Origin of the sequence: Shewanella goraebulensis, from assembly GCF_030252245.1 — a bacterium.
GTDB classification, from domain to species: Bacteria; Pseudomonadota; Gammaproteobacteria; order Enterobacterales; family Shewanellaceae; genus Shewanella; species Shewanella goraebulensis.
The window spans coordinates 1,025,389-1,044,854 of the sequence record NZ_CP126972.1 but is presented as its reverse complement, the minus strand read 5'-3'; the positions used below and the strand labels follow the sequence as shown (position 1 = coordinate 1,044,854).

Annotated in this window: 20 protein-coding genes; 17 read left to right on the top strand and 3 right to left on the bottom strand. The window is 42.0% G+C overall.

The genetic code is table 11. The features are described 5' to 3' along the window. The first annotated feature begins 326 nt into the window (after positions 1-326). The 11 genes from QPX86_RS04330 to QPX86_RS04280 all read left to right on the top strand — a co-directional run bounded on the left by QPX86_RS04330 (position 327) and on the right by QPX86_RS04280 (position 10,391). Positions 327-1,676, top strand: a complete 1,350-nt coding sequence (locus tag QPX86_RS04330) for an ADP-ribosylglycohydrolase family protein (protein ID WP_285164395.1) — start codon at positions 327-329, stop codon at positions 1,674-1,676. A gap of 688 nt (positions 1,677-2,364) precedes the next feature. Further along, positions 2,365-2,817, top strand: a complete 453-nt coding sequence (locus QPX86_RS04325; RefSeq protein WP_220753495.1) for a hypothetical protein — start codon at positions 2,365-2,367, stop codon at positions 2,815-2,817. An 82-nt stretch (positions 2,818-2,899) separates the two neighbouring features. After that, the gene (locus tag QPX86_RS04320) at positions 2,900-3,400 is read left to right on the top strand and encodes a Na+/H+ antiporter subunit E (RefSeq protein ID WP_220753494.1); all 501 of its coding nucleotides are present in this window, start codon (positions 2,900-2,902) and stop codon (positions 3,398-3,400) included. Then, positions 3,400-3,696, top strand: a complete 297-nt coding sequence (locus QPX86_RS04315; protein ID WP_220753493.1) for a monovalent cation/H+ antiporter complex subunit F — start codon at positions 3,400-3,402, stop codon at positions 3,694-3,696. Before QPX86_RS04320 ends, QPX86_RS04315 begins: the two co-directional genes overlap by 1 nt. Next, positions 3,693-4,034: a monovalent cation/H(+) antiporter subunit G gene (gene mnhG / locus QPX86_RS04310; protein ID WP_220753492.1), complete on the top strand. Its 342-nt coding sequence runs from the start codon at positions 3,693-3,695 to the stop codon at positions 4,032-4,034. Before QPX86_RS04315 ends, mnhG begins: the two co-directional genes overlap by 4 nt. A 26-nt stretch (positions 4,035-4,060) precedes the next feature. Next, the gene (locus QPX86_RS04305) at positions 4,061-5,056 is read left to right on the top strand and encodes a Na(+)/H(+) antiporter subunit B (protein ID WP_285164388.1); all 996 of its coding nucleotides are present in this window, start codon (positions 4,061-4,063) and stop codon (positions 5,054-5,056) included. Next, on the top strand, positions 5,037-5,399 hold the full coding sequence (locus QPX86_RS04300; protein WP_220753491.1) for a cation:proton antiporter subunit C: 363 nt from the start codon (positions 5,037-5,039) through the stop codon (positions 5,397-5,399). Before QPX86_RS04305 ends, QPX86_RS04300 begins: the two co-directional genes overlap by 20 nt. Next, positions 5,399-6,877, top strand: coding sequence for a monovalent cation/H+ antiporter subunit D family protein (locus tag QPX86_RS04295; RefSeq protein WP_285164384.1), 1,479 nt, complete (start codon positions 5,399-5,401; stop codon positions 6,875-6,877). Before QPX86_RS04300 ends, QPX86_RS04295 begins: the two co-directional genes overlap by 1 nt. Continuing rightward, positions 6,874-8,361, top strand: a complete 1,488-nt coding sequence (locus tag QPX86_RS04290) for a monovalent cation/H+ antiporter subunit D family protein (RefSeq protein WP_220753489.1) — start codon at positions 6,874-6,876, stop codon at positions 8,359-8,361. The genes QPX86_RS04295 and QPX86_RS04290 overlap by 4 nt, the downstream gene beginning before the upstream one ends. Further along, entirely contained in the window at positions 8,354-8,704 is a 351-nt protein-coding gene (locus tag QPX86_RS04285; protein WP_285164382.1) for a hypothetical protein, read from the top strand. The genes QPX86_RS04290 and QPX86_RS04285 overlap by 8 nt, the downstream gene beginning before the upstream one ends. Continuing rightward, positions 8,691-10,391, top strand: coding sequence for a Na(+)/H(+) antiporter subunit D (locus QPX86_RS04280; RefSeq protein WP_220753487.1), 1,701 nt, complete (start codon positions 8,691-8,693; stop codon positions 10,389-10,391). The genes QPX86_RS04285 and QPX86_RS04280 overlap by 14 nt, the downstream gene beginning before the upstream one ends. Positions 10,392-10,577: 186 nt before the next feature. Here QPX86_RS04280 and QPX86_RS04275 read toward each other — a convergent pair whose 3' ends face one another. Continuing rightward, positions 10,578-11,045 (bottom strand): septal ring lytic transglycosylase RlpA family protein, encoded by a 468-nt coding sequence (locus QPX86_RS04275; protein WP_285164380.1) that lies wholly within the window; start codon positions 11,043-11,045, stop codon positions 10,578-10,580. A gap of 276 nt (positions 11,046-11,321) precedes the next feature. Here QPX86_RS04275 and QPX86_RS04270 point away from each other — a divergent pair, with 276 nt between their 5' ends. The 6 genes from QPX86_RS04270 (at position 11,322) to QPX86_RS04245 (ending at position 15,426) form a co-directional block, all read left to right on the top strand. Continuing rightward, a complete protein-coding gene (locus tag QPX86_RS04270) occupies positions 11,322-11,480 on the top strand; it encodes a hypothetical protein (protein WP_285164378.1) in 159 nt (52 codons plus the stop codon). A gap of 391 nt (positions 11,481-11,871) precedes the next feature. Continuing rightward, the gene (locus QPX86_RS04265; RefSeq protein WP_285164376.1) at positions 11,872-12,990 is read left to right on the top strand and encodes a GGDEF domain-containing protein; all 1,119 of its coding nucleotides are present in this window, start codon (positions 11,872-11,874) and stop codon (positions 12,988-12,990) included. 113 nt (positions 12,991-13,103) lie between these two features. After that, positions 13,104-13,610 (top strand): DUF2726 domain-containing protein, encoded by a 507-nt coding sequence (locus QPX86_RS04260; RefSeq protein ID WP_285164374.1) that lies wholly within the window; start codon positions 13,104-13,106, stop codon positions 13,608-13,610. A gap of 434 nt (positions 13,611-14,044) precedes the next feature. Then, the gene (locus tag QPX86_RS04255) at positions 14,045-14,356 is read left to right on the top strand and encodes a type II toxin-antitoxin system MqsR family toxin (RefSeq protein WP_285164372.1); all 312 of its coding nucleotides are present in this window, start codon (positions 14,045-14,047) and stop codon (positions 14,354-14,356) included. Between the two features lie 13 nt (positions 14,357-14,369). Then, positions 14,370-14,924 (top strand): type II toxin-antitoxin system MqsA family antitoxin, encoded by a 555-nt coding sequence (locus QPX86_RS04250; protein WP_407696618.1) that lies wholly within the window; start codon positions 14,370-14,372, stop codon positions 14,922-14,924. A gap of 1 nt (position 14,925) precedes the next feature. Continuing rightward, positions 14,926-15,426 (top strand): hypothetical protein, encoded by a 501-nt coding sequence (locus QPX86_RS04245; RefSeq protein WP_285164368.1) that lies wholly within the window; start codon positions 14,926-14,928, stop codon positions 15,424-15,426. Between the two features lie 528 nt (positions 15,427-15,954). Here the strand turns inward: QPX86_RS04245 and gcvP are convergent. Together gcvP and gcvH are read right to left on the bottom strand one after the other, a co-directional pair. Continuing rightward, a complete protein-coding gene (gene gcvP / locus QPX86_RS04240; protein ID WP_285164364.1) occupies positions 15,955-18,858 on the bottom strand; it encodes an aminomethyl-transferring glycine dehydrogenase in 2,904 nt (967 codons plus the stop codon). 176 nt (positions 18,859-19,034) lie between these two features. Continuing rightward, on the bottom strand, positions 19,035-19,424 hold the full coding sequence (gcvH, locus tag QPX86_RS04235; protein ID WP_220753481.1) for a glycine cleavage system protein GcvH: 390 nt from the start codon (positions 19,422-19,424) through the stop codon (positions 19,035-19,037). Positions 19,425-19,466: the final 42 nt, after the last annotated feature.

The window sequence follows — 19,466 nt, the reverse complement described above, 5'->3', positions numbered from 1 at the left end:
TTAAAAACCTGGTAGATGAATCAACAAGAAATAACACCAAACTGAAGAAGCTTTGTTCTAACAGATTCAATAAAAACATGCGCAATGTAAAAATTGTCTCAAGCGCTGCTTTCTTAACGGCTTAGATTAAATCCTTTTTGTGCGCATGTGAGCAAACTACCCACTCTATTGTTAATCAACATTCAAAAATCAAAATGTAAATGAACCCACTTAACTAATTATTACAGGATAATGTTACAGGATAATTTTTTGTTGATTTTTCATCCTGCTAATTACTATATTAAATAGCGATGTAACCGCTTTCATTTTAATGGTGAGTAGAAAATATGAAATTTCTTTTTGTTTTATTTTTAGCCCTATTCTCCTTGGCTGCCTGTCAAAGTCCAAGGCAAATTTCTACCACAATTAAAGAGCAAACATCGATTAATCATTCAGCCATGTCTGTTGATAAAACCAAGAAAATATCTAGGGAAAGTTACGCTGAGAAGCTTTATGGCTTTTGGCTTGGACAATCTATCGCCAATTGGACAGGTCTGGTGACTGAAATGGACAAAATTGGTGATATTGGCGATCTAAAAACAGGCAAATTTTACACTCGAGATGATTGGGGAATGCCAGATCAACCAAGTATTTGGGGACAAGGAGTGCCTAGCGACTTATCAACAAACATTGATTTTGTTTTCCGAAACCCAGTAGAAGTATGGGGCTCTGATGACGATACTGACATTGAATATATGTATCAATATCTACTAGCAAGCAAAAACACAAGCATGCTCACTCCAGAACAAATTCGAGAGGGTTGGTTAAAACATATTAGGCATGATGAAGAAAACTACTTATGGGTTTCTAACCAACGAGCTTTTGATCTGATGAATCAAGGTATGTTGCCACCGGAAACGGGAAAACCCACAAATAATGAACACTTTGACATGATAGATGCTCAGCTAACCACTGAGATATTTGGAATTTTCGCTCCGACTAGGCCAGACATTGCACTAAAAATAGCTGAGTTACCTATCAAAACCACAGCAAGAGAAGATGCTGAATACATAGCTAAGTTTTATGTTGTGATGCATTCTCTGGCTTCATCTGTAGACGACACTATCCCAATTAAAGAACAAATGACATGGATGGCAACTCAAGCTCGACAAGTGTTGCCTAATACTTCCTATGCAGCAGCTATGTACGATTACGTCACCCAATTACATAACTCCGGCATTCCTTGGGAACAAGCAAGAGATTTAATATATCAGCGTTACCAAGTTAATCAGCAAGATGGCTATGATATAACGTCCCGAAAGCTCTATTGTAATGGCTGTTTTGCTGCGGGAATTAACTTTGCTGCCAGTATCATCAGTTTGCATTATGGTGAAGGAGATATAAAAGAGACCATCAAAATTGGCTCATTGGCAGGCTGGGATTCAGATAACCCAACCGCAACATGGGGAGGGCTAATCGGCTTTATGATCGGTAAAGGTGGAGTAGAAAAGGCCTTTGATAGGAAGATTGCAAATCAGTTTAATATCCACCGCACTCGGCAAAACTTTCCAAATGAAGGCATTGACACCTTTGAAAACATGGCAGAAACAGGCCTTCAAGTAGTCGATAATGTAGTTACTCAAATGATGGGAGGCACTATTGAAAATAATATGTGGATCATTCCAGTAACTGAATGATATTCGCCTCTCCTTTGATAAATAGATAACAGATAAGTCATCTCTCAAGCCCTAGCTCTGTTTAAGGAGAGCTTAATCATTTTAAAGAGGAAGCAGACTTAGGGTGGAACAATACAAAAACACTCGATGCTGCTTTTGATTAAAATTGCAGAATTTAATCATTAAAAATTTTATTTTTTCATCACAATATCTGGCAAAATATAATTCCAACAAAATAGACTTACCGAAGAGTGCTATATCAACACCTTGACTATAAAGTCAAAATTCATCAAAAAATGATGTCAAAGTGACTAGCTCAGGCGTCAAGTTTGAGTCATTAACCAAACACCCCCTTCACACTACATATTAGAACTTATTCACATAACGTGAATAATGTCGCCAAATCAAAAAATATTCAGTTTACACATAGTTAGTATTTTAATTTAAACCATTTGTGTTATAAATGAACTATAAGGTTAATGAATACGCCTTATTGTTAATTAAATGCAACACTTACACGTGTCCAGTATTCATTGGTGCTAATACATTAATGGTTTAAGCGCTGTATATTTTTAAAGCTTCACAGCGAACTAGTATTAACGAATTAAAACTGAACATGTCGAGTGAGCATAGCGGCTAAAAGAATGCTGCACCAATAGATTTTAGTAGGTGAGTTTGCAATAAGAAAAATTATAAAAAAGGAGTTTATATGAAGTTTATCCAACTATTAGCGCTATCAATATTCACTCTCGTTTTTTCACTGTCTGCAGCTTCTCAAAATGCTAAAGACGAAGAACAGTTCGTTTTATCTTCTTGCATGACAGTACATAAACAATCGACAGTCACATCAACTGAGCCATGTGCTTACTACATACAAGGTTTTCTTGCAGGAACCTTAAACACCACTCAACAATACGAACTTAGAAAAAATTCTGAGGGGTTTTCAGAAAGGGCCTATCGCACTCGGGTCGGTAATAAAACATCAAAAATTATCCCCACAGAAGTCTGCATACAAGCTGATGAAACTCGCAAACAGCTTGTTGATAGAGTCGTTGATGAAACAATAAACCACTTGTCACCATCCACAGATTCTTTGCAAGGATTGCACAGTCAAATTTATCAAACATTAGCCAAAGAGTCGTCTTGCCAACAGGATAATTAGTTGGTTAATAAAATAGCAATTTAGAGTGATTACACTCGCCTAGGTTTAAGTAGCAGTTAACTAACACAAAACAATAATCAATATGAAACAAGAAAATAAAAGCAGCGTTGTTCCGAGCCATCGGCTTATCTTGATATTAACACTCGCCCTATTTTGGTGGATTAACTCAAATTACAGTAATCCACTTTTACTGTCGCTGGGTGCAGGTTCAATCATGCTAGTGCTTTACATTACTCAAAAAATGGATGTGATCGATCAAGAAACTCACCTTGTTCGTCTCAATGCCAGTATGCTGCGTTACTTACCGTGGTTAGTAAAAGAGGTCATTTTATCTAACATCAGTGTGGTTAAACATATCTGGATGGGTAACAAGAGTATCTCACCAACCCTGACCACCATCGACACTCGACAGTGCTCAGATATCAATAAAGTGACCTACGCCAACTCCATCACCCTAACCCCAGGGACTGTAGCGATAGACTTAATTGATGACCAAATCACCGTTCATGCTTTACATGAATCAGACATTGAAACACTAAAAGCCGGTGAGATGGACCGCCGGGTAAGGGAGCTTGAAAACTAATGTTAGCTGCTGCCACAATCGCCATTCTTGTTGTTATGTTACTCGCGATCATTCGCTGTATCGTCGGCCCCACCTTGTATGACCGCATATTAGCCTTCAACTTTTTTGGCACTAAAGCCATTCTGTTGATTTCAGTTTTAGGCTTTTTAATGGGACGTCCAGAGTTTCTCGACATTGCTCTTGTTTACGCCCTGATTAACTTTATCAGTGTCATTGGGGTATTACGTTATTCAGACTCGGCCGAGTTTAAAGTTGCTCCTTATAAACCCCGAACAACTAAGGAGGGTGAAGAATGAACCTCGCGCTAGAAATAATCAGTGGTTTATGCCTGCTCATTGGTAGTTTTCTTTGCTTTTCAGGTGGAATTGGGATTATGCGTTTTCCTGATTTCTACACCCGCATGCATGCGGTAAGCGTTACCGACACCTTAGGTGCAAGCTTAGTGTTAATAGGCTTAATGCTGCAAAGTCCAAATGGTTTAGTCCTCATTAAACTCATTTTGATCCTCGTGTGTACGCTATTTATTAACCCATCTGCAAGTCATGCATTAGCAAAAGCAGCACTGCAAAATGGCCTGTTACCGCAACAGGGCAAGCCTGACAATCAGGGAGGGAACAAGCCATCGAAGCCTTAGTAGATATAATACTGTTAATATTTTTAGTGGTCATTGCCATCGCAATCGTTCGCACCAAAGATCTGTTAGCTGTTGTCATGTTAAGCGGCATTTATGGCTTATTGTCAGCCTGTTTCTTTGTGGTGCTGGATGCTGTTGACGTGGCCTTTACCGAAGCGGCAGTGGGAGCTGGTATATCTGGCTTACTCATGCTGGCAGCGATTACCATTACCGGCCGAAAAGAAGCGCCAAAACGACACAAACCCTTTCTGGCTCTATTTGTTGTGCTCGTCACAGGTAGTATGTTGATATACGGCACCATGGATATGCCTTATTTTGGCGCTGTTGATGCGCCAGTGCATCAACATGTCGCTCCGCGTTATATTCAGCAATCAATGGACGAAGTCGGCATCCCGAATATCGTGACTTCAGTTTTAGGAAGCTACCGTGCCTTTGATACCTTAGGCGAAGTTGCAGTAATTTTCACAGCCGGTATTGGTGTGCTTTCTTTGTTATCACTGCCTCGACGTCGTAAAAAAACCGAATCTGACGACCCAACTGAAGAGCAAATGCATGAACGCCATATGGTGGTACGTATTGTCAGTAAAGCACTGATCCCTTTCATCTTGCTGTTTGCACTTTATGTGCAATTCCATGGTGATTTTGGCCCTGGTGGCGGCTTCCAAGCTGGGGTAATTTTCGCAGCAGCGATTATTCTCTACACCATGCTATTTGGCTTAGACACCGCACAAAAGGTCTTCAACCCATCGATCATTCAACTGCTAGCGGCTGTAGGGCTTTTACTGTACGCCTCTGTTGGGGTTGTTTCGATGCTAAATGGAGCAAACTTCCTCGACTATAACGTGTTAGCGGATGATCCTTTGACAGGTCAACATATCGGCATACTCGTGATTGAATTAGGCGTAGGTATCACCGTTGCGTCAGTCATGCTGAGTATCTTTTTCAACTTTGATGCACGCAGACAAGCCATCCAAAACAATAACAAACAAAAAGGGGAGCAAGATGTTTCTCGGACTTTATAATTATTGGATCGTAGTCCTGCTGATGATGATTGGTTTTTATATCGTTATCGCCCATGGCAACCTCGTTAAAAAATTAGTTGGCTTAACGATTTTCCAAACCTCTGTATTTATCTTTTACATCAGTGTAGGCATGGTTGAGCGTGGCAGCGCGCCTATCCTAGCTGAAGGGATCAACGACTACTCTAACCCACTTCCTCATGTGTTAATTCTTACCGCGATTGTGGTGGGTATTGCAACCACAGCACTTGGACTTGCCCTCGTCATCAGAATCAAAGAATCCTATGGCTGCGTCGAAGAAGATGAGATCCAAAAACTAGATCAGCTAAACGAGGAAAATTCATAGTGTTAGCTCACCTGCCTATTTTACAAGTCGTGATACCGCTAATGGCAGCGCCATTATGCTGGTTCTTAAACCGTTCGAAACTGGTGTGGATTTTTGCTTTGTTGGTTTGCTCTGCGACCTTTATCAACAGCGTACTGTTACTGATCGAAGTGATGAAATCTGGCACCATCATATATGAACTCGGGGGATGGGAAGCACCTTGGGGAATTGAATATCGTATAGATAAACTCAATGCCTTTTTACTGCTCATTATCTCAAGCATAGGTACTGTGGTGTTATTTGCTGCAAACACCAGCATTCAAAAAGAATTAAGCGAAGATCGCCACACCCTGTTTTACAGCCTTTACCTGTTATCTCTAACCGGTATGTTCGGCATTGTAGCGACGGGCGACGCATTTAATGTGTTTGTATTTTTAGAGATTTCCTCACTGTCTGCATACGCCTTAATTGCCTTAGGTAAAGACAGACGAGCACTGTGGGCGGCGTTCCAATACCTGATTATGGGTACCATTGGTGCAACCTTTATTTTGATTGGTATTGGTATGCTTTATCAAATGACGGGCACACTCAATATGAGCGATCTCGCCGAACGCTTAGTTGACGTTGGCCACACCCGCACGGTATTTGCAGCTTTCGCCTTCTTAATTGTCGGCATCTGTTTAAAGCTTGCACTGTTCCCACTTCACCTGTGGTTGCCTAATGCTTATGCCTATGCACCTTCAATCGTCACAGCGTTTTTAGCAGCCACCTCAACCAAGGTTGCTGTTTACCTGCTAATCCGCTTTACCTTTACCGTATTTGGTATCTCGTTCTCGTTCACTAGCCTGCCTTTACAAGACATTTTAATGGTGCTTGGACTTGTGGGTGTTTTTGTCGCTTCTGCCACGGCAATATATCAGCAAAATGTTAAACATATCTTGGCCTACTCAAGTATCGCTCAAGTGGGTTACATGATTATTGGTTATTCAATTAACACCAGCACTGGCGTAATGGCAACACTACTGCATCTGTTTAACCATGCCTTAATGAAAGGCGCCCTCTTTTTAGCATTAGGTGCGGTAATGTACCGTATTGGCAGCGTACAACTAAGCCAATTCCAAGGGCTAGGTCGACGAATGCCATTGACCATGTCCGCCATTGTCATTGGTGGATTAAGCCTAATTGGTGTGCCATTAACCGTAGGATTTGTTAGTAAATGGTATCTACTTATCGCCAGTGTAGAAGCGGGGATGTGGCCAGTCGCAGTGCTGCTCCTTTTAGGTTCGTTACTGGCCGTTGTTTATATCTGGCGGATTGTCGAAATGGCTTATTTCAGACCACCACTGCCTGGGCGCGATACGGTTAAAGAGGCGCCTTGGACATTCCTTGCTCCTATTTGGACCCTAGTGATCGCTAATATCTATTTCGGTATCGATACTCGCCTAAGTGTGCAAGTTGCACAGGCGGCTTCTCAAAGCTTGTTTGGAATAAACCCATGAATCCATCTTTGGCGCTGATGTTACAGCTAACTATCCTATTGCCTTTGCTAGCAACCTTTGCAATTGCAATCACAGGAAAGAAACCTAACCTTCGTGAGGCGGTCACCATAAGTATTAGCCTTGTGGTGCTTTACTGCGTGGTCAATCTCTATCAAGCACTTAAAGCAGGAGCAAGCATTGAAGTATCATGGTGGGAGCTTATGCCGGGCTTAGAGATAAGCTTTGTTGTAGAACCGCTAGGTATGTTATTCGCACTGATTGCAAGCTTCCTTTGGTTAATCACCACCATTTATGCCATCGGTTATATGCGTGGTCACAATGAAGACAACCAAACCCGCTTTTACATCTGCTTCGCGTTAGCGATTAGTGCGGTAATGGGGCTCGCGTTTTCAGCCAATCTATTTACCCTGTTTGTCTTCTATGAAGTGCTTACGCTGTCTACTTATCCGCTGGTTACCCATGCAGGAACAGAAAAAGCCAAGCAAGGTGGGCGCGTCTATTTGGGTATTTTGCTCGGCACCTCAATCGCCTTCTTCCTGTTAGCCATTATTTTAACTTGGTTCATCACAGGCACCCTAGAGTTTACCGCTGGCGGTGTGTTTGACGCCGATGTAGATACCACTATTGCAGGCGCAATTTTAGTGCTATTTATATTTGGTATTGGTAAGGCTGCCATGATGCCGTTTCATCGCTGGCTGCCTGCAGCGATGGTGGCGCCAACCCCAGTAAGCGCACTTTTACATGCTGTGGCAGTGGTAAAAGCTGGGGTATTTACGGTACTTAAGGTTTGTATTTTTATTTTTGGACTCGACCTATTACCTAAACTACCTACGACTGAGTTTTTACTGCATTTAGCGGCACTTTCAGTTTTGCTGGCTTCAATTGTTGCCATGCGACAAGACAACTTAAAAGCAAGACTAGCCTACTCTACTGTCAGCCAATTGGGCTATATCACTATCGGTGCCCTACTCGCCACCCAGTCTGGTGTTATCGGCAGTTCAATGCATATTGCCTCTCACGCCTTTGGCAAAATCACCTTGTTCTTTTGTGCCGGTGCAATTTTGGTCGCCAGTCATAAATCTAAGGTCAGCGAAATGCGCGGCTTAGGCTATACCATGCCAGTCACTATGGCGGCATTTTTCATTGCTAGTCTGAGTATTATCGGCGTTCCACCAGCAGGGGGAACATGGAGTAAATGGTTCCTGTTGATGGGCACGATAGAAACAGGCTATTGGTTAGTCATGGCTACCTTGATGCTCAGCTCATTACTGAATATTGCTTATCTATTACCTATCCCTTACCACGCATTTTTCCCCGGTAAAGACGAGGTGCCAACTAATCGTACGATCAAAGAAGCGCCACTACCCTCTTTGATTGCATTAACTATCACCACATTAGGCTGCTTGATCATGTTCATCCATCCTCAGCCCTTTTATGAATTGGCGAAAGCTATCTTGACTGTATCTGGAGTGAATCATGGATAACGAGAAGCAGTACCTCTTTGATAACCCCCAAAATATCCAACGGGTTTTATACCTGCTATACGCCTGCTGCGGGATACTGGTGATACTTGATTTTGTCATCCATCGTCATGTTTACCATAACTGGGAAAACTTACCGATTTTCTACCCTATCTATGGTTTTGTAGGCTGTGTCATCTTAGTGTTAATCGCTAGCTGGATGCGGACCTTTTTGATGCGTTCAGAAGATTACTACGGACCCGTTGAAGAACTTGATGACAGCAAGATTGAAATAGTCGACGTCAGCGATGGCCACGCCCACGAAGCTAACAATAACAAGAAAGGTGATCGCAATGTGGATGCTTGAGTTACCGCCGTTTGTGCTGTTTTTAATTGGCGGATTGATTGCTGCTACAACTCGTGGAAAACTCCGCGGTGCATTGATGATAGCGATTCCGGTTTTAGGTGGACTGCATTTGTGGACAGTGCCTGAAGGCGTCCATTTGCAAATGATGTTTTTAGACTACGAAATAGTCCCTTACCGCGCCGATAAATTAAGCCTGATGTTTGGCTATATTTTTCATATTGCCGCGTTTATTGCCATCGTCTATTCATTGCACGTTAAAGACACTGTGCAGCAAGTGGCAGCCATGCTGTATGCAGGCAGCGCCATTGGCGCTGTGTTCGCGGGTGACTTGCTCACCTTGTTTGTGTTTTGGGAATTATTGGCGTTCACCTCAGTATTTCTGATTTGGGCTCGCCGCACACCAGCCGCCTATAGTGCAGGTATGCGCTACCTCATCATGCAGGTTCTGTCTGGGGTTATTCTGCTAATTGGCGCGCTATTTTATATCAGCGATACAGGCAGTGCCGCCTTTGACTTTATCGGTTTAGACAGCATTGCTGGTTGGCTTATCTTTATTGCCTTTGGCATTAAGTGTGCGTTCCCTTTTGCTCACACTTGGCTAACCGATGCATACCCAGAAGCAACGCCAACAGGGACAGTAATACTCAGTGCCTTCACCACTAAAGTAGCGGTTTATGCACTAGCTCGAGCATACCCTGGTACTGAGCTACTAGTGTATATTGGCGCAGCAATGACCTGTTTCCCAATCTTCTTTGCAGTAATTGAAAACGATTTACGTCGCGTACTTGCTTATAGCTTGATTAACCAAGTGGGATTTATGGTGGTTGGTATCGGTATTGGTACTTCGCTTGCCTTAAACGGCGCGGTCTCTCACGCCTTTAACGATGTAATCTTTAAAGGCTTACTGTTTATGAGCATGGGCGCAGTACTGCATATGACAGGGCGAATAAACGGCTCCGATCTCGGCGGCCTTTATAAAACCATGCCTAAAACCACCATACTGTGTATTGTGGGCGCAGCCTCTATTTCGGCCTTCCCACTGTTTAGTGGTTTTGTCAGTAAATCAATGGTGATGACAGCTGCTATGGAAACGGGGCATGACTGGGTTTGGTTAATGCTATTGTTTGCTTCAGCAGGTGTATTCCACCATGCAGGTATTAAAATTCCTTATTTTGCCTTCTTCGCCCATGACTCGGGTATTAGAGCAAACGATCCGCCAATCAATATGTTACTGGCAATGTTCATTGCGGCCTGCCTATGTATTGGTATTGGTATCTACCCTGCTGCGCTTTACTCGCTGCTGCCATACGATACAGGCTACAACCCATATGATGCGACGCACGTACTCGCTCAGACACAGCTACTGTTATTCTCTGCGCTGGCCTTTGTGTGGCTTAACCTTAAAGGTAAGTACCCGCCAGAGCTACGCTCAACTCACCTTGACGTAGATTGGGTTTACCGACGCTTAGTGCCTAATATAATGCAGCGTATGTTTGCGGTTATTTGGAAAGTGGATGGCGATATTCGTCAATCAGTACGTGGCAAGCTAAGCCAATGTCAGGCATTTTTAGCCCGACAATACAAAGAAGGTGGTAGCTTTATTTCTAGCGACTATCCATCTGGTAACATGGTGCTTTGGGTCGCAGTTATCTTAGCCACTTACTTGTTTATTGGCTTTGTAAGCTAGAAAGCTCAGTTAAAAAGCTCGGCTTGAAAGGAAATATCTAGATATAAGCTAGCCCGTTTGCTAATACTTTTAGTAAACGGGCTAGCTTTTTTGTTTATGGTTTTTTGTTTTATAGCTTTTTGTTATGTAGCTTCTAAGGTCATAACTAAACTAAGTAGAATCAACGCAATGATGTATTCAACAAAGTTAGTGTTTATACCTGAAAGTATTACTGTCATCTAAAATTTCAATTTTAATTGGAACAATCCCTTGATGAGTACTGGCTATTTGCTGAAACGACTTTTGAGAAAGGTCAATCACTCGCCCTTTTACAAATGGGCCACGATCATTAATTTTTACATCGACACTTTTGTTATTTGCCGTATTCGTTGCTCTAACGATTGTCCCAAAAGGCAAGGTTTTATGCGCCGCGGTATAAGCTCGCATATTGTACTTCTCACCACTGGCAGTGAGCCTGCCGTGAAATGGATTACCATACCAAGAGGCTTGCCCCACTAGAGCATGAGACTTTGAGTATTGTGTCGTTTTAGATGCATCTATGGGTAAATGAGATGTAGATGAACACCCAGCTAACGTGGCAATAAGTAAGGTGGTAACGGTTAGCTTAATTTTTATCATTCTATCTATTATTCGCTTATTTGAGTGAGGCTGCATTCTGCTGACCACCTTAGAGCACTAACAAATGCACTAATGTACTAGCAGCCAAGTCGGCTTTAGTACGCAGTCTAGGTCAGAACATTTATCCTGTCATCCAACACACCACCATAGCTAGCGCACAATCACACAATCACACAATCACACAATCACACAATCGAAGTATCGAAGTATCGAAGTATCGAAGTATCGAAGTATCGAAGTATCGAAGTATCGAAGTATCGAAGTATCGAAGTATCGAATTATCGAATGATCGAATGATCGAATGATCAAGCTTTGTTTAAGCATCATCTAGATAGCAAACTCATAGAGGATATTCGCCAATCAACCAACAAAGGCATGGCGATTGGGAATGTTAAATTTAAAAATGAGATAGAAAAACTCACAGGAAACAGCATGAAACCAAAGAAAATGGGACGTCCTTTAAAAAATTAAGTTTAGTCTGACCCTGACGAATCCCCCACTTATTCCTTATTCGTTCAGCTTGCTCAGTCAATTGCCTCTTGGGATTATATTCTTAATGCTATTAGTACTAAAAAATGACATAGAAAATTAAGTTTACTCTGCACCCACTTATTGAGTTATTTTTCATTCCACATATCGAGAACTGCAATAAATCTGCTTTTAAAGCCCGCGTAATTATTTAAAAATTGGTGTTAGATCACAAATCAATAACTTGCTCGGTTAGTTCATATCGGCCAAGTAAATATCAAGATACTCTATTCAATTAAGCTATTGCTATCCTTTGCTTTTCTCCTAATGCCAAAGCCATTGAGAGTGTTGCTTATGTATTTACTATTAGAACTTTTGGTGCAGGTGCTGTTGAATGGACAAGATTGGAAAAACGGGCGAATTTGTGAATCCGGCATTAGAGATAGCCTTTCGTAAAGATGAATGGGAAAAGCTCCGCAGAAGGATGGTTTTTACCAGCTTTGTAGGCGGTTTAATCTACTTTCTAGCCATTATTGGCGATTACATGATAATGACTTCAGCCCCCATGTTTATCGACATATTTACCATGAGGCTATCGGTTCTTTTAATGAGTTTGATTGTGTGTGTCTGTGGGTTGAAGCTGACAAAATACACCCCCGTACTGAATCTAATTCTATGCGGATTATTGTTGTTATTAATACAGGGCGAATCCATTGAGTTAGTGATTAAAGGGAACTTAGTTGAATATGTCGGTATTCCAGGCGTCGCGGTCATCGTTTTGTTGTTCTACCTTAGTTTCCCTCCACGCTTTATTGGGGTGTTAGCGGTATGCACCACGGGGTCACTCACCTACATAATAACCAGTGCAGTGCTCGGCTTTGCATCCATTGAATATATCTACACAACCTTATTATTTCTGATTGTAGTAAATTGCTTTGGAGCATATGTATATTTGCAATTTTCAACCATTCGCCGACGTGAATTTAATGCACTTGAAGAACTAAAGAAAAATGCAGAAATTGACGGGTTAACCCAAATATACAATCGTAGAAAGGTATTAGAGCTTGGCGATAATGACGTCAAAAATGCCATTAATCATGGCCATGAATATGCCGTAATTATGCTTGATGTAGATAACTTTAAAGAAGTTAATGACACTTATGGCCATGTTGTTGGTGACCAAGTATTACTTGAAATAGCCAACCGCTGTCGACACGTAATGCGTGAATTTGATATTTTCGGTCGGTTTGGTGGCGAGGAGTTCGTTGCTTTTCTACCAAAGACAAATATTAATGATGCACTCATGATTGGCGAACGTCTTCGCAAAACAATTTTTGCAACTCCTTTTGAAACCGACAAAGTCACACTAAATATCACCATTAGTTTGGGCGTTGCCGCATTAACAGTCGCTCAAGAAGCTCCAAGAAAACTACTCGAAATTGCCGACGAAGCCTTATATACAGCTAAAAATACCGGTAAAAATAAAGTATGCACTGGCCGTGAGCAACAATGAGATAAATATATTCATGAGATAGAGGACAAATGGAGGTAGAATCAGCCCCGCATTTTACAAGCACAAAATGAACTGTATATTCTAACCACCTATTTTCAATTCAAGGATGAATTATGGATTTCACCTACCTTATTTTAGCATTGGTATTTATCGTGCTTATCAAGCTATTTACCGCCTTTATTAACCGTCCTCAGCAGTTAAGCTATCGTCAAAAAAGTAAATTATTCTCCCCTGCCGAACGCTCATTTTTAGGCGTACTTGATACCGCCTGTGCAGCTCAATATCGTGTATTTGCAAAAGTGCGTGTAGCCGATGTGCTTACCCCTGAAAAAGGGTTAAACCGTAGCAACTGGCAAACGGCATTCAACCGAATTTCTGCCAAGCACTTCGACTATATATTGTGTAACCCCGACACTATGGAATTTGTTGCAGCCATAGAGCTAGACGACAAAAGCCACAACAGCAAACGAGCTCAAAAACGTGATGCACTCATTAATGATGCTTGTAAAAGCACCCAACTGCCACTCATACGATTTCCAGCCAAAGCGAGATATTCAGTGCAAGAAGTAAAACAAGTCATAGAGCAGTCTTTAACGCCTGAAACCCAAAGCCCCCCTTAGCTTCAAGCAAAAAATGAACAGTACCTCTATAGATACAAAGAGCAGACAAACGGACTTTGCCAAAACCAACATTAGCAACACGGAAACTATCATATTATTTTTAAATACTTTTTATGTGATTTTATGCGCTAAAGCATTGCACTTAACAAAATAAATAGCGTAATGTATCACCAATAAAAACAAACGCAGGCCAAGCTCTTAATCCAATAAGAGAACGCCTTTCAGGGAAGAAGAAGCCAATCATTCGCTTGTAAAAGCCAGTTCATTTGAACCATACAAGCACCAATTGAAAAGTTTACTCTGACCCAGTTTATCCACTATTAATAATTTTGATACAACGGAGTTGCTATTCAAATGATGTTGCGAAATAAAAATAGAAGAACTATACTCCGCGCACAAAAATCAACCATTATGGTTGATTTTAGAGGATACCGATGCCACACTATGATTTAGCTGTTGTCCAAAGTTTGGCTTCAGATCCTAATAAGATAATAATGATGGGCGGAAGTAGACGAGATAGAACAAATCTCGGTTACTCAATGAATGACGTTCAAAGGTGCATTCAAGATCTTACAGAAGAGTGTTTTCACAAAACTCACTCATATGATAAAGGTCCAGCTGATGCTTATAGGGTTGATTATTTACTTGATGGTCAAGACCATGTAGATCATCTGTATGTTAAGTTTTATATCGACAAAAATAATCAATTGGCTATAAAAGTTTTGTCTTTTCACATGGATAGGTGATAGGAGAGTAATCATGAACAACTGTATTTCATGCGGTTCGCATGAGCTGAATATGCAAACAGAGACATTATCAATGCGTTATAAAAAAGCGCATCTAGATGTAGTAAGCGAGTTCAGTGTCTGTAAAGTGTGTAATGAAGAGTTTGAGTCACCAGTCCAAGCAAATGCTAATGATATTTCGATGCGCGAGGCAAAGAAAGAACATGATGGGTTACTAGGAAAAGATAGCTTGAAGCGACTTAGAGTCCAGCACAAATGGACACAACAAGAAGCAGCTATAATTTTTGGTGGTGGCATCAATTCTTTTTCTAAATATGAACGAGGCGAAGTGTCGCAAAGTGACAGTTTAGATAAACTAATTAGGCTTTGTACATCTGATACATTAATCCTCAAGAAGCATTTAAAACTTATTGACAGAGAAGATTTATTTAAATTGTCAGCTCCTAAATGTAAAGTTGTTGATTTTATATCCGATAAATCAAATACTCAACGGTACTCAAAAAAAATCACTTCTAATAATTCAGTTCATCGTGTGATTGAGCCGATAGAGTGGCAGTACGGGACATAGAATGGATAAAGTTGCCATAAGAGAAGCGATAGATAACCTTGAGCTTCTTAATATTAAAATCCAAAACTCACAACTTGAGGTAAGCGATAGCATTGAAGGAGTGACCCCAAATAATATGTCACAACAAAGTATGTTGCATATTGAAGGTCAAATCCTTGAAAGTGTAATTGAGGTTTCTGATTCCCACAAATCAGTCGATATGCTTCAAGTAAAAATTACTTTTGGTGTGAGATATATACTGGAAAATAGAAGTAACTCACCTCAAGAAGAGGAGAAAGATGCTGGCTCTACTATTGATAAAGAGGAAATGGCAAAGATAGAGGCTACCTATTTACTTGAGTACGCAATTAAAAACGATATTAAGAGTGAAGCAATTCAAGAGTTTTGCGAGTTTAACGCTGTACATAATTGCTGGTCATTTTGGCGAGAACATGTTTTTAGCACTTGCCAAAAAGCTCAAATACCAATTTTTAGCATCCCCTTTTTTAAAAGCAATAAATAAACATAACAAGATTTACTTAACTAACAAAAACGAACCTTACGGTTCGTTTTTACTTCATAAAATCTACTAACCCCGAATAAAGCTCCCCCAATATCACACATTCAAAAACTCGACAGCGAAATAAAGAGCGATATTATTTCTAAGCTTCTCTAATAAAATCTATTATTGCTGAAGTAAAACACCATTATATTTTACCTACTCATCCCAAATAGCGTTACTGCCGAAAGTAAGACAAAAAGCCGCTGCTTTTTTGCCACTGAGTTGACTGTTGTCAAACTCTTAACTTCGAACCATGCAAAAAATCGCGTCTAATGCTGTATTACTGATATTAAGTAGCCAATAAAAAAGCGAACCAATCGGTTCGCTTTTTTATTCTTGAAAATTCAATTAACCTCAACTACACCATAATGGCGTTACTGCCGATAGCTAAGCAAGGCAGTTGATGCTTTTGCTCACGGAGTTGACTGGTGTCAATGAGTAGGCAAAAGTGTCAACTAACGCAGCATAGCTGAGGTTAAGTAGCCATTATTATTCGTAGTCCGATAAAGGTACGCAAGAACACATTAAGTTGCGGTCTCCGTACACATCATCAATACGATTCACCGTCGGCCAGAACTTATTCGCCTTAGCCGCTGCACTTGGGAACACGGCTTCTTCACGGCTGTATGGGCGTGAGTCAAACTCGCTGTCCATAATATCAGCTAGGGTGTGCGGTGCATTGTGCAGTGGGTTGTTGTCGCTTGGCCACTCGCCTGCTTCGACTTTAGCGATTTCGCCGCGAATTGAGATCATTGCTTCAACGAAACGGTCTAGCTCAACTTTTGACTCTGACTCTGTTGGCTCAATCATTAAGGTTCCCGCTACTGGGAAGCTCATGGTTGGCGCATGGAAACCATAGTCATTAAGACGCTTAGCGATGTCCATTTCGGTCACGCCAGATGTTTCTTTAAGCGGGCGCAGGTCGATAATACATTCGTGAGCAACACGGTCGTTACGGCCAGTAAATAGCACTGGGTAATGACCTGATAGCTTTTTCATCACGTAGTTGGCATTTAATAGTGCCATTTGCGTAGACTGTTTCACGCCTTTAGTACCAAGCAGTTTAATGTACATCCAGCTGATTGGGAGGATGCTAGCACTGCCGTATGGCGCGGCAGAGACTGCGCCGTTGTTGTCGCTTTCACGGCCTGGTTTAACGATTTGATGACCTGCAACAAATGGCGCTAAATGCTTTTTGATACCGATTGGGCCCATACCTGGTCCGCCGCCGCCATGTGGAATCGCGAAGGTTTTGTGTAGGTTAAGGTGCGATACGTCTGCGCCGATAAAGCCTGGTGACGTTAAGCCAACCTGTGCGTTCATGTTGGCGCCGTCAAGATACACTTGACCGCCATGTTGATGCACGATTTCACAGATCTCGCTAATTGATTCTTCATACACACCGTGAGTCGATGGGTAAGTGATCATGATGCACGATAAGCTGTCAGCAAGCTCAGCGGCTTTTGCACGTAAGTCTTCTAAATCAACGTTGCCGTCTTTATCACACGCTGTCACAACCACTTTCATGCCTGCAAGTTGTGCTGACGCTGGGTTGGTACCGTGAGCAGATTGTGGGATTAAACAGATGTCTCTGTGTCCGTCGCCACGTGACTCGTGGTATTTCTTAATCGCAAGCAGACCCGCGTATTCGCCTTGTGCGCCTGAGTTAGGCTGGATACAAACGGCATCGTAACCTGTGATGTTGACTAAGAAGTCAGATAATTCGTTGATAAGCTGAGTGTAACCTTCAGCTTGGTCAAGTGGACAGAATGGGTGCATGTTAGCAAATTCTGGCCAGCTTACCGGTAGCATTTCAACAGCCGCGTTCAGCTTCATCGTACATGAACCTAACGAAATCATTGAATGGTTAAGGGCTAAATCTTTGTTCTCAAGACGCTTGATGTAGCGCATCATTTCAGTTTCGCTTTGGTAGCTGCTGAATGTTGGGTGAGATAAGATTTTGTCGTGACGGATAAGCTCAGCAGGGATTGAACCTTTGCCTTCGCCAAATGCAGCGCCATTAATGATATCGGTGTCGATGGCAGTCACATCAAGCTCGTGCCCTTCACCTAAAATGACATCAAATAACTGTGCAATATCTTCACGGGTGGTGGTTTCATCTAAGCTGATACCCACAATGCCGTCAGCATCGATACGTAGGTTCATTTCAGCGGCTAATGCACGTGCATTAACGGCGTCAACATCAAGCCCTTTTAGTGAAACCGTGTCAAACCATGTGTTGTTAACCAGCTCAACACCTTTGGCTTTAAGACCCACGGCTAAAATGTCAGTTAAACGATTAATGCGGCTGGCGATATTTTTCAGGCCAACTGCGCCATGGAATACAGCGTAAAACGAAGCCATGTTTGCCAGTAAAATTTGTGCAGTACAAATGTTTGAGTTGGCTTTTTCGCGGCGAATGTGTTGCTCGCGCGTTTGCATTGCCATACGCAGTGCTTTGTTGCCACGAGTGTCTTTTGATACACCAATAATACGACCTGGCATTGAACGCTTATGTGCGTCACGAGCAACGAAAAACGCGGCATGTGGCCCGCCGTAGCCCATTGGTACGCCAAAACGCTGTGCGCTACCAAATACGATGTCTGCGCCCATTGAGCCTGGCGACTTAAGCAATACCAGTGACATGATGTCAGCAGCAACGGTGACAATGGCTTTCTTTTCAGCAAGCTTAGCAAATAGCGCTGTGTTGTCGGTGATTTCACCATGGCGGTTGGTGTATTGGAATAATGCGCCAAATAATTCGTAGTTAGCGGCTTCTTCAGCTGGCCCTACAATCACTTCAAAACCGAAACATTCAGCACGGGTTTGCACAACATCTAATGTTTGTGGGAACACATCATCTGCCACAAAGAAGATATTCGCTTTTTTGGCTTTAGAGACACGCTTAGCCATGGCCATTGCTTCAGCGGCTGCGGTTGCTTCATCAAGCAGTGATGCTGATGCAAGGTCAAGACCGGTTAGGTCCATCGACACTTGTTGGAAGTTTAAAATTGCTTCTAAACGGCCTTGAGCGATTTCTGGCTGGTAAGGGGTATAAGCAGTGTACCAACCCGGATTTTCAAACACGTTACGTAAAATGACGTTTGGTACTTCAGTACCGTAGTAGCCCATGCCGATGTAGCTTTTGAATACTTTGTTTTTATCAGCAATGGTGCGGATGTAGGCTGTGCCTTCCGCTTCGCCACATGAATCACCAATGGTTAACTCTTGCGGTAAACGAATTGACCCAGGCACAGTTTGTGCGGTTAAGTCTTCAAGCGACTCAGCGCCAACGTAGTTCAACATTTCTTGTTGTTGAGTTTCGTTAGGGCCAATGTGTCGGCTTAAAAATAATTCGTGTTGCTCTAATTGAGTTAGGGTTTGCTTTGTCATGAGAAGTCGTGTTCCAAATCTGCCAGAATCAAGCTGTAGGGCATTAAACTGGTCTAGGGAAAAATGTTGTTGTGCAATACTTTAAAGGTGAGCGGAAGGATCGCTAAAACCTTTAAAAAAGTTAAAAGGCAAAACAAAAAGAAGCTCCCAAGGGAGCTTCTCGTTAGCGTCGACGATTATTCTTCGTCAATCACTTCTTGGTAACCGTCAGCGTCTAACAAGTTAGCCACTTCAGCTTCGTCAGATGGCTTAACGCGGAAGAACCAACCTTCGCCAAATGCTTCGCTGTTAACTAGCTCAGGTGAATCTTCTAATGCTTCGTTTACTGCAATCACGTCACCTGAAATTGGCGCGTAGATGTCAGATGCAGCTTTTACAGACTCAGCTACGGCGCAATCTTCGCCAGCTGTCACTGTGTCGCCTACTTCTGGTAATTCTACGAATACCATGTCACCTAAAAGCTCTTGTGCATGCTCAGTGATACCCACTGTGTAAGTGCCGTCTTCTTCTTTACGGATCCACTCATGAGATGAAGCATATTTAAGTTCAGCTGGAATGTTGCTCATTGTCGTTGTTCCTTTAGTTCATGTTCTGCATATTGTTCAAAT

What these genes read in the sequence shown, in the direction of transcription:
- QPX86_RS04315 (WP_220753493.1), top strand. Translation starts at nt 3,400, where the DNA reads ATGTTAGCTGCTGCCACAATCGCCATTCTTGTTGTTATGTTACTCGCG.
- QPX86_RS04260 (WP_285164374.1), top strand. Translation starts at nt 13,104, where the DNA reads ATGGATTTCACCTACCTTATTTTAGCATTGGTATTTATCGTGCTTATC.
- mnhG (WP_220753492.1), top strand. Translation starts at nt 3,693, where the DNA reads ATGAACCTCGCGCTAGAAATAATCAGTGGTTTATGCCTGCTCATTGGT.
- gcvP (WP_285164364.1), bottom strand. Translation starts at nt 18,858, where the DNA reads ATGACAAAGCAAACCCTAACTCAATTAGAGCAACACGAATTATTTTTA.
- QPX86_RS04275 (WP_285164380.1), bottom strand. Translation starts at nt 11,045, where the DNA reads ATGCAGCCTCACTCAAATAAGCGAATAATAGATAGAATGATAAAAATT.
- QPX86_RS04250 (WP_407696618.1), top strand. Translation starts at nt 14,370, where the DNA reads ATGAACAACTGTATTTCATGCGGTTCGCATGAGCTGAATATGCAAACA.
- QPX86_RS04300 (WP_220753491.1), top strand. Translation starts at nt 5,037, where the DNA reads ATGTTTCTCGGACTTTATAATTATTGGATCGTAGTCCTGCTGATGATG.
- QPX86_RS04245 (WP_285164368.1), top strand. Translation starts at nt 14,926, where the DNA reads ATGGATAAAGTTGCCATAAGAGAAGCGATAGATAACCTTGAGCTTCTT.
- QPX86_RS04285 (WP_285164382.1), top strand. Translation starts at nt 8,354, where the DNA reads ATGGATAACGAGAAGCAGTACCTCTTTGATAACCCCCAAAATATCCAA.
- QPX86_RS04320 (WP_220753494.1), top strand. Translation starts at nt 2,900, where the DNA reads ATGAAACAAGAAAATAAAAGCAGCGTTGTTCCGAGCCATCGGCTTATC.
- QPX86_RS04255 (WP_285164372.1), top strand. Translation starts at nt 14,045, where the DNA reads ATGCCACACTATGATTTAGCTGTTGTCCAAAGTTTGGCTTCAGATCCT.
- gcvH (WP_220753481.1), bottom strand. Translation starts at nt 19,424, where the DNA reads ATGAGCAACATTCCAGCTGAACTTAAATATGCTTCATCTCATGAGTGG.
- QPX86_RS04325 (WP_220753495.1), top strand. Translation starts at nt 2,365, where the DNA reads ATGAAGTTTATCCAACTATTAGCGCTATCAATATTCACTCTCGTTTTT.
- QPX86_RS04280 (WP_220753487.1), top strand. Translation starts at nt 8,691, where the DNA reads ATGTGGATGCTTGAGTTACCGCCGTTTGTGCTGTTTTTAATTGGCGGA.
- QPX86_RS04330 (WP_285164395.1), top strand. Translation starts at nt 327, where the DNA reads ATGAAATTTCTTTTTGTTTTATTTTTAGCCCTATTCTCCTTGGCTGCC.
- QPX86_RS04290 (WP_220753489.1), top strand. Translation starts at nt 6,874, where the DNA reads ATGAATCCATCTTTGGCGCTGATGTTACAGCTAACTATCCTATTGCCT.
- QPX86_RS04265 (WP_285164376.1), top strand. Translation starts at nt 11,872, where the DNA reads ATGGACAAGATTGGAAAAACGGGCGAATTTGTGAATCCGGCATTAGAG.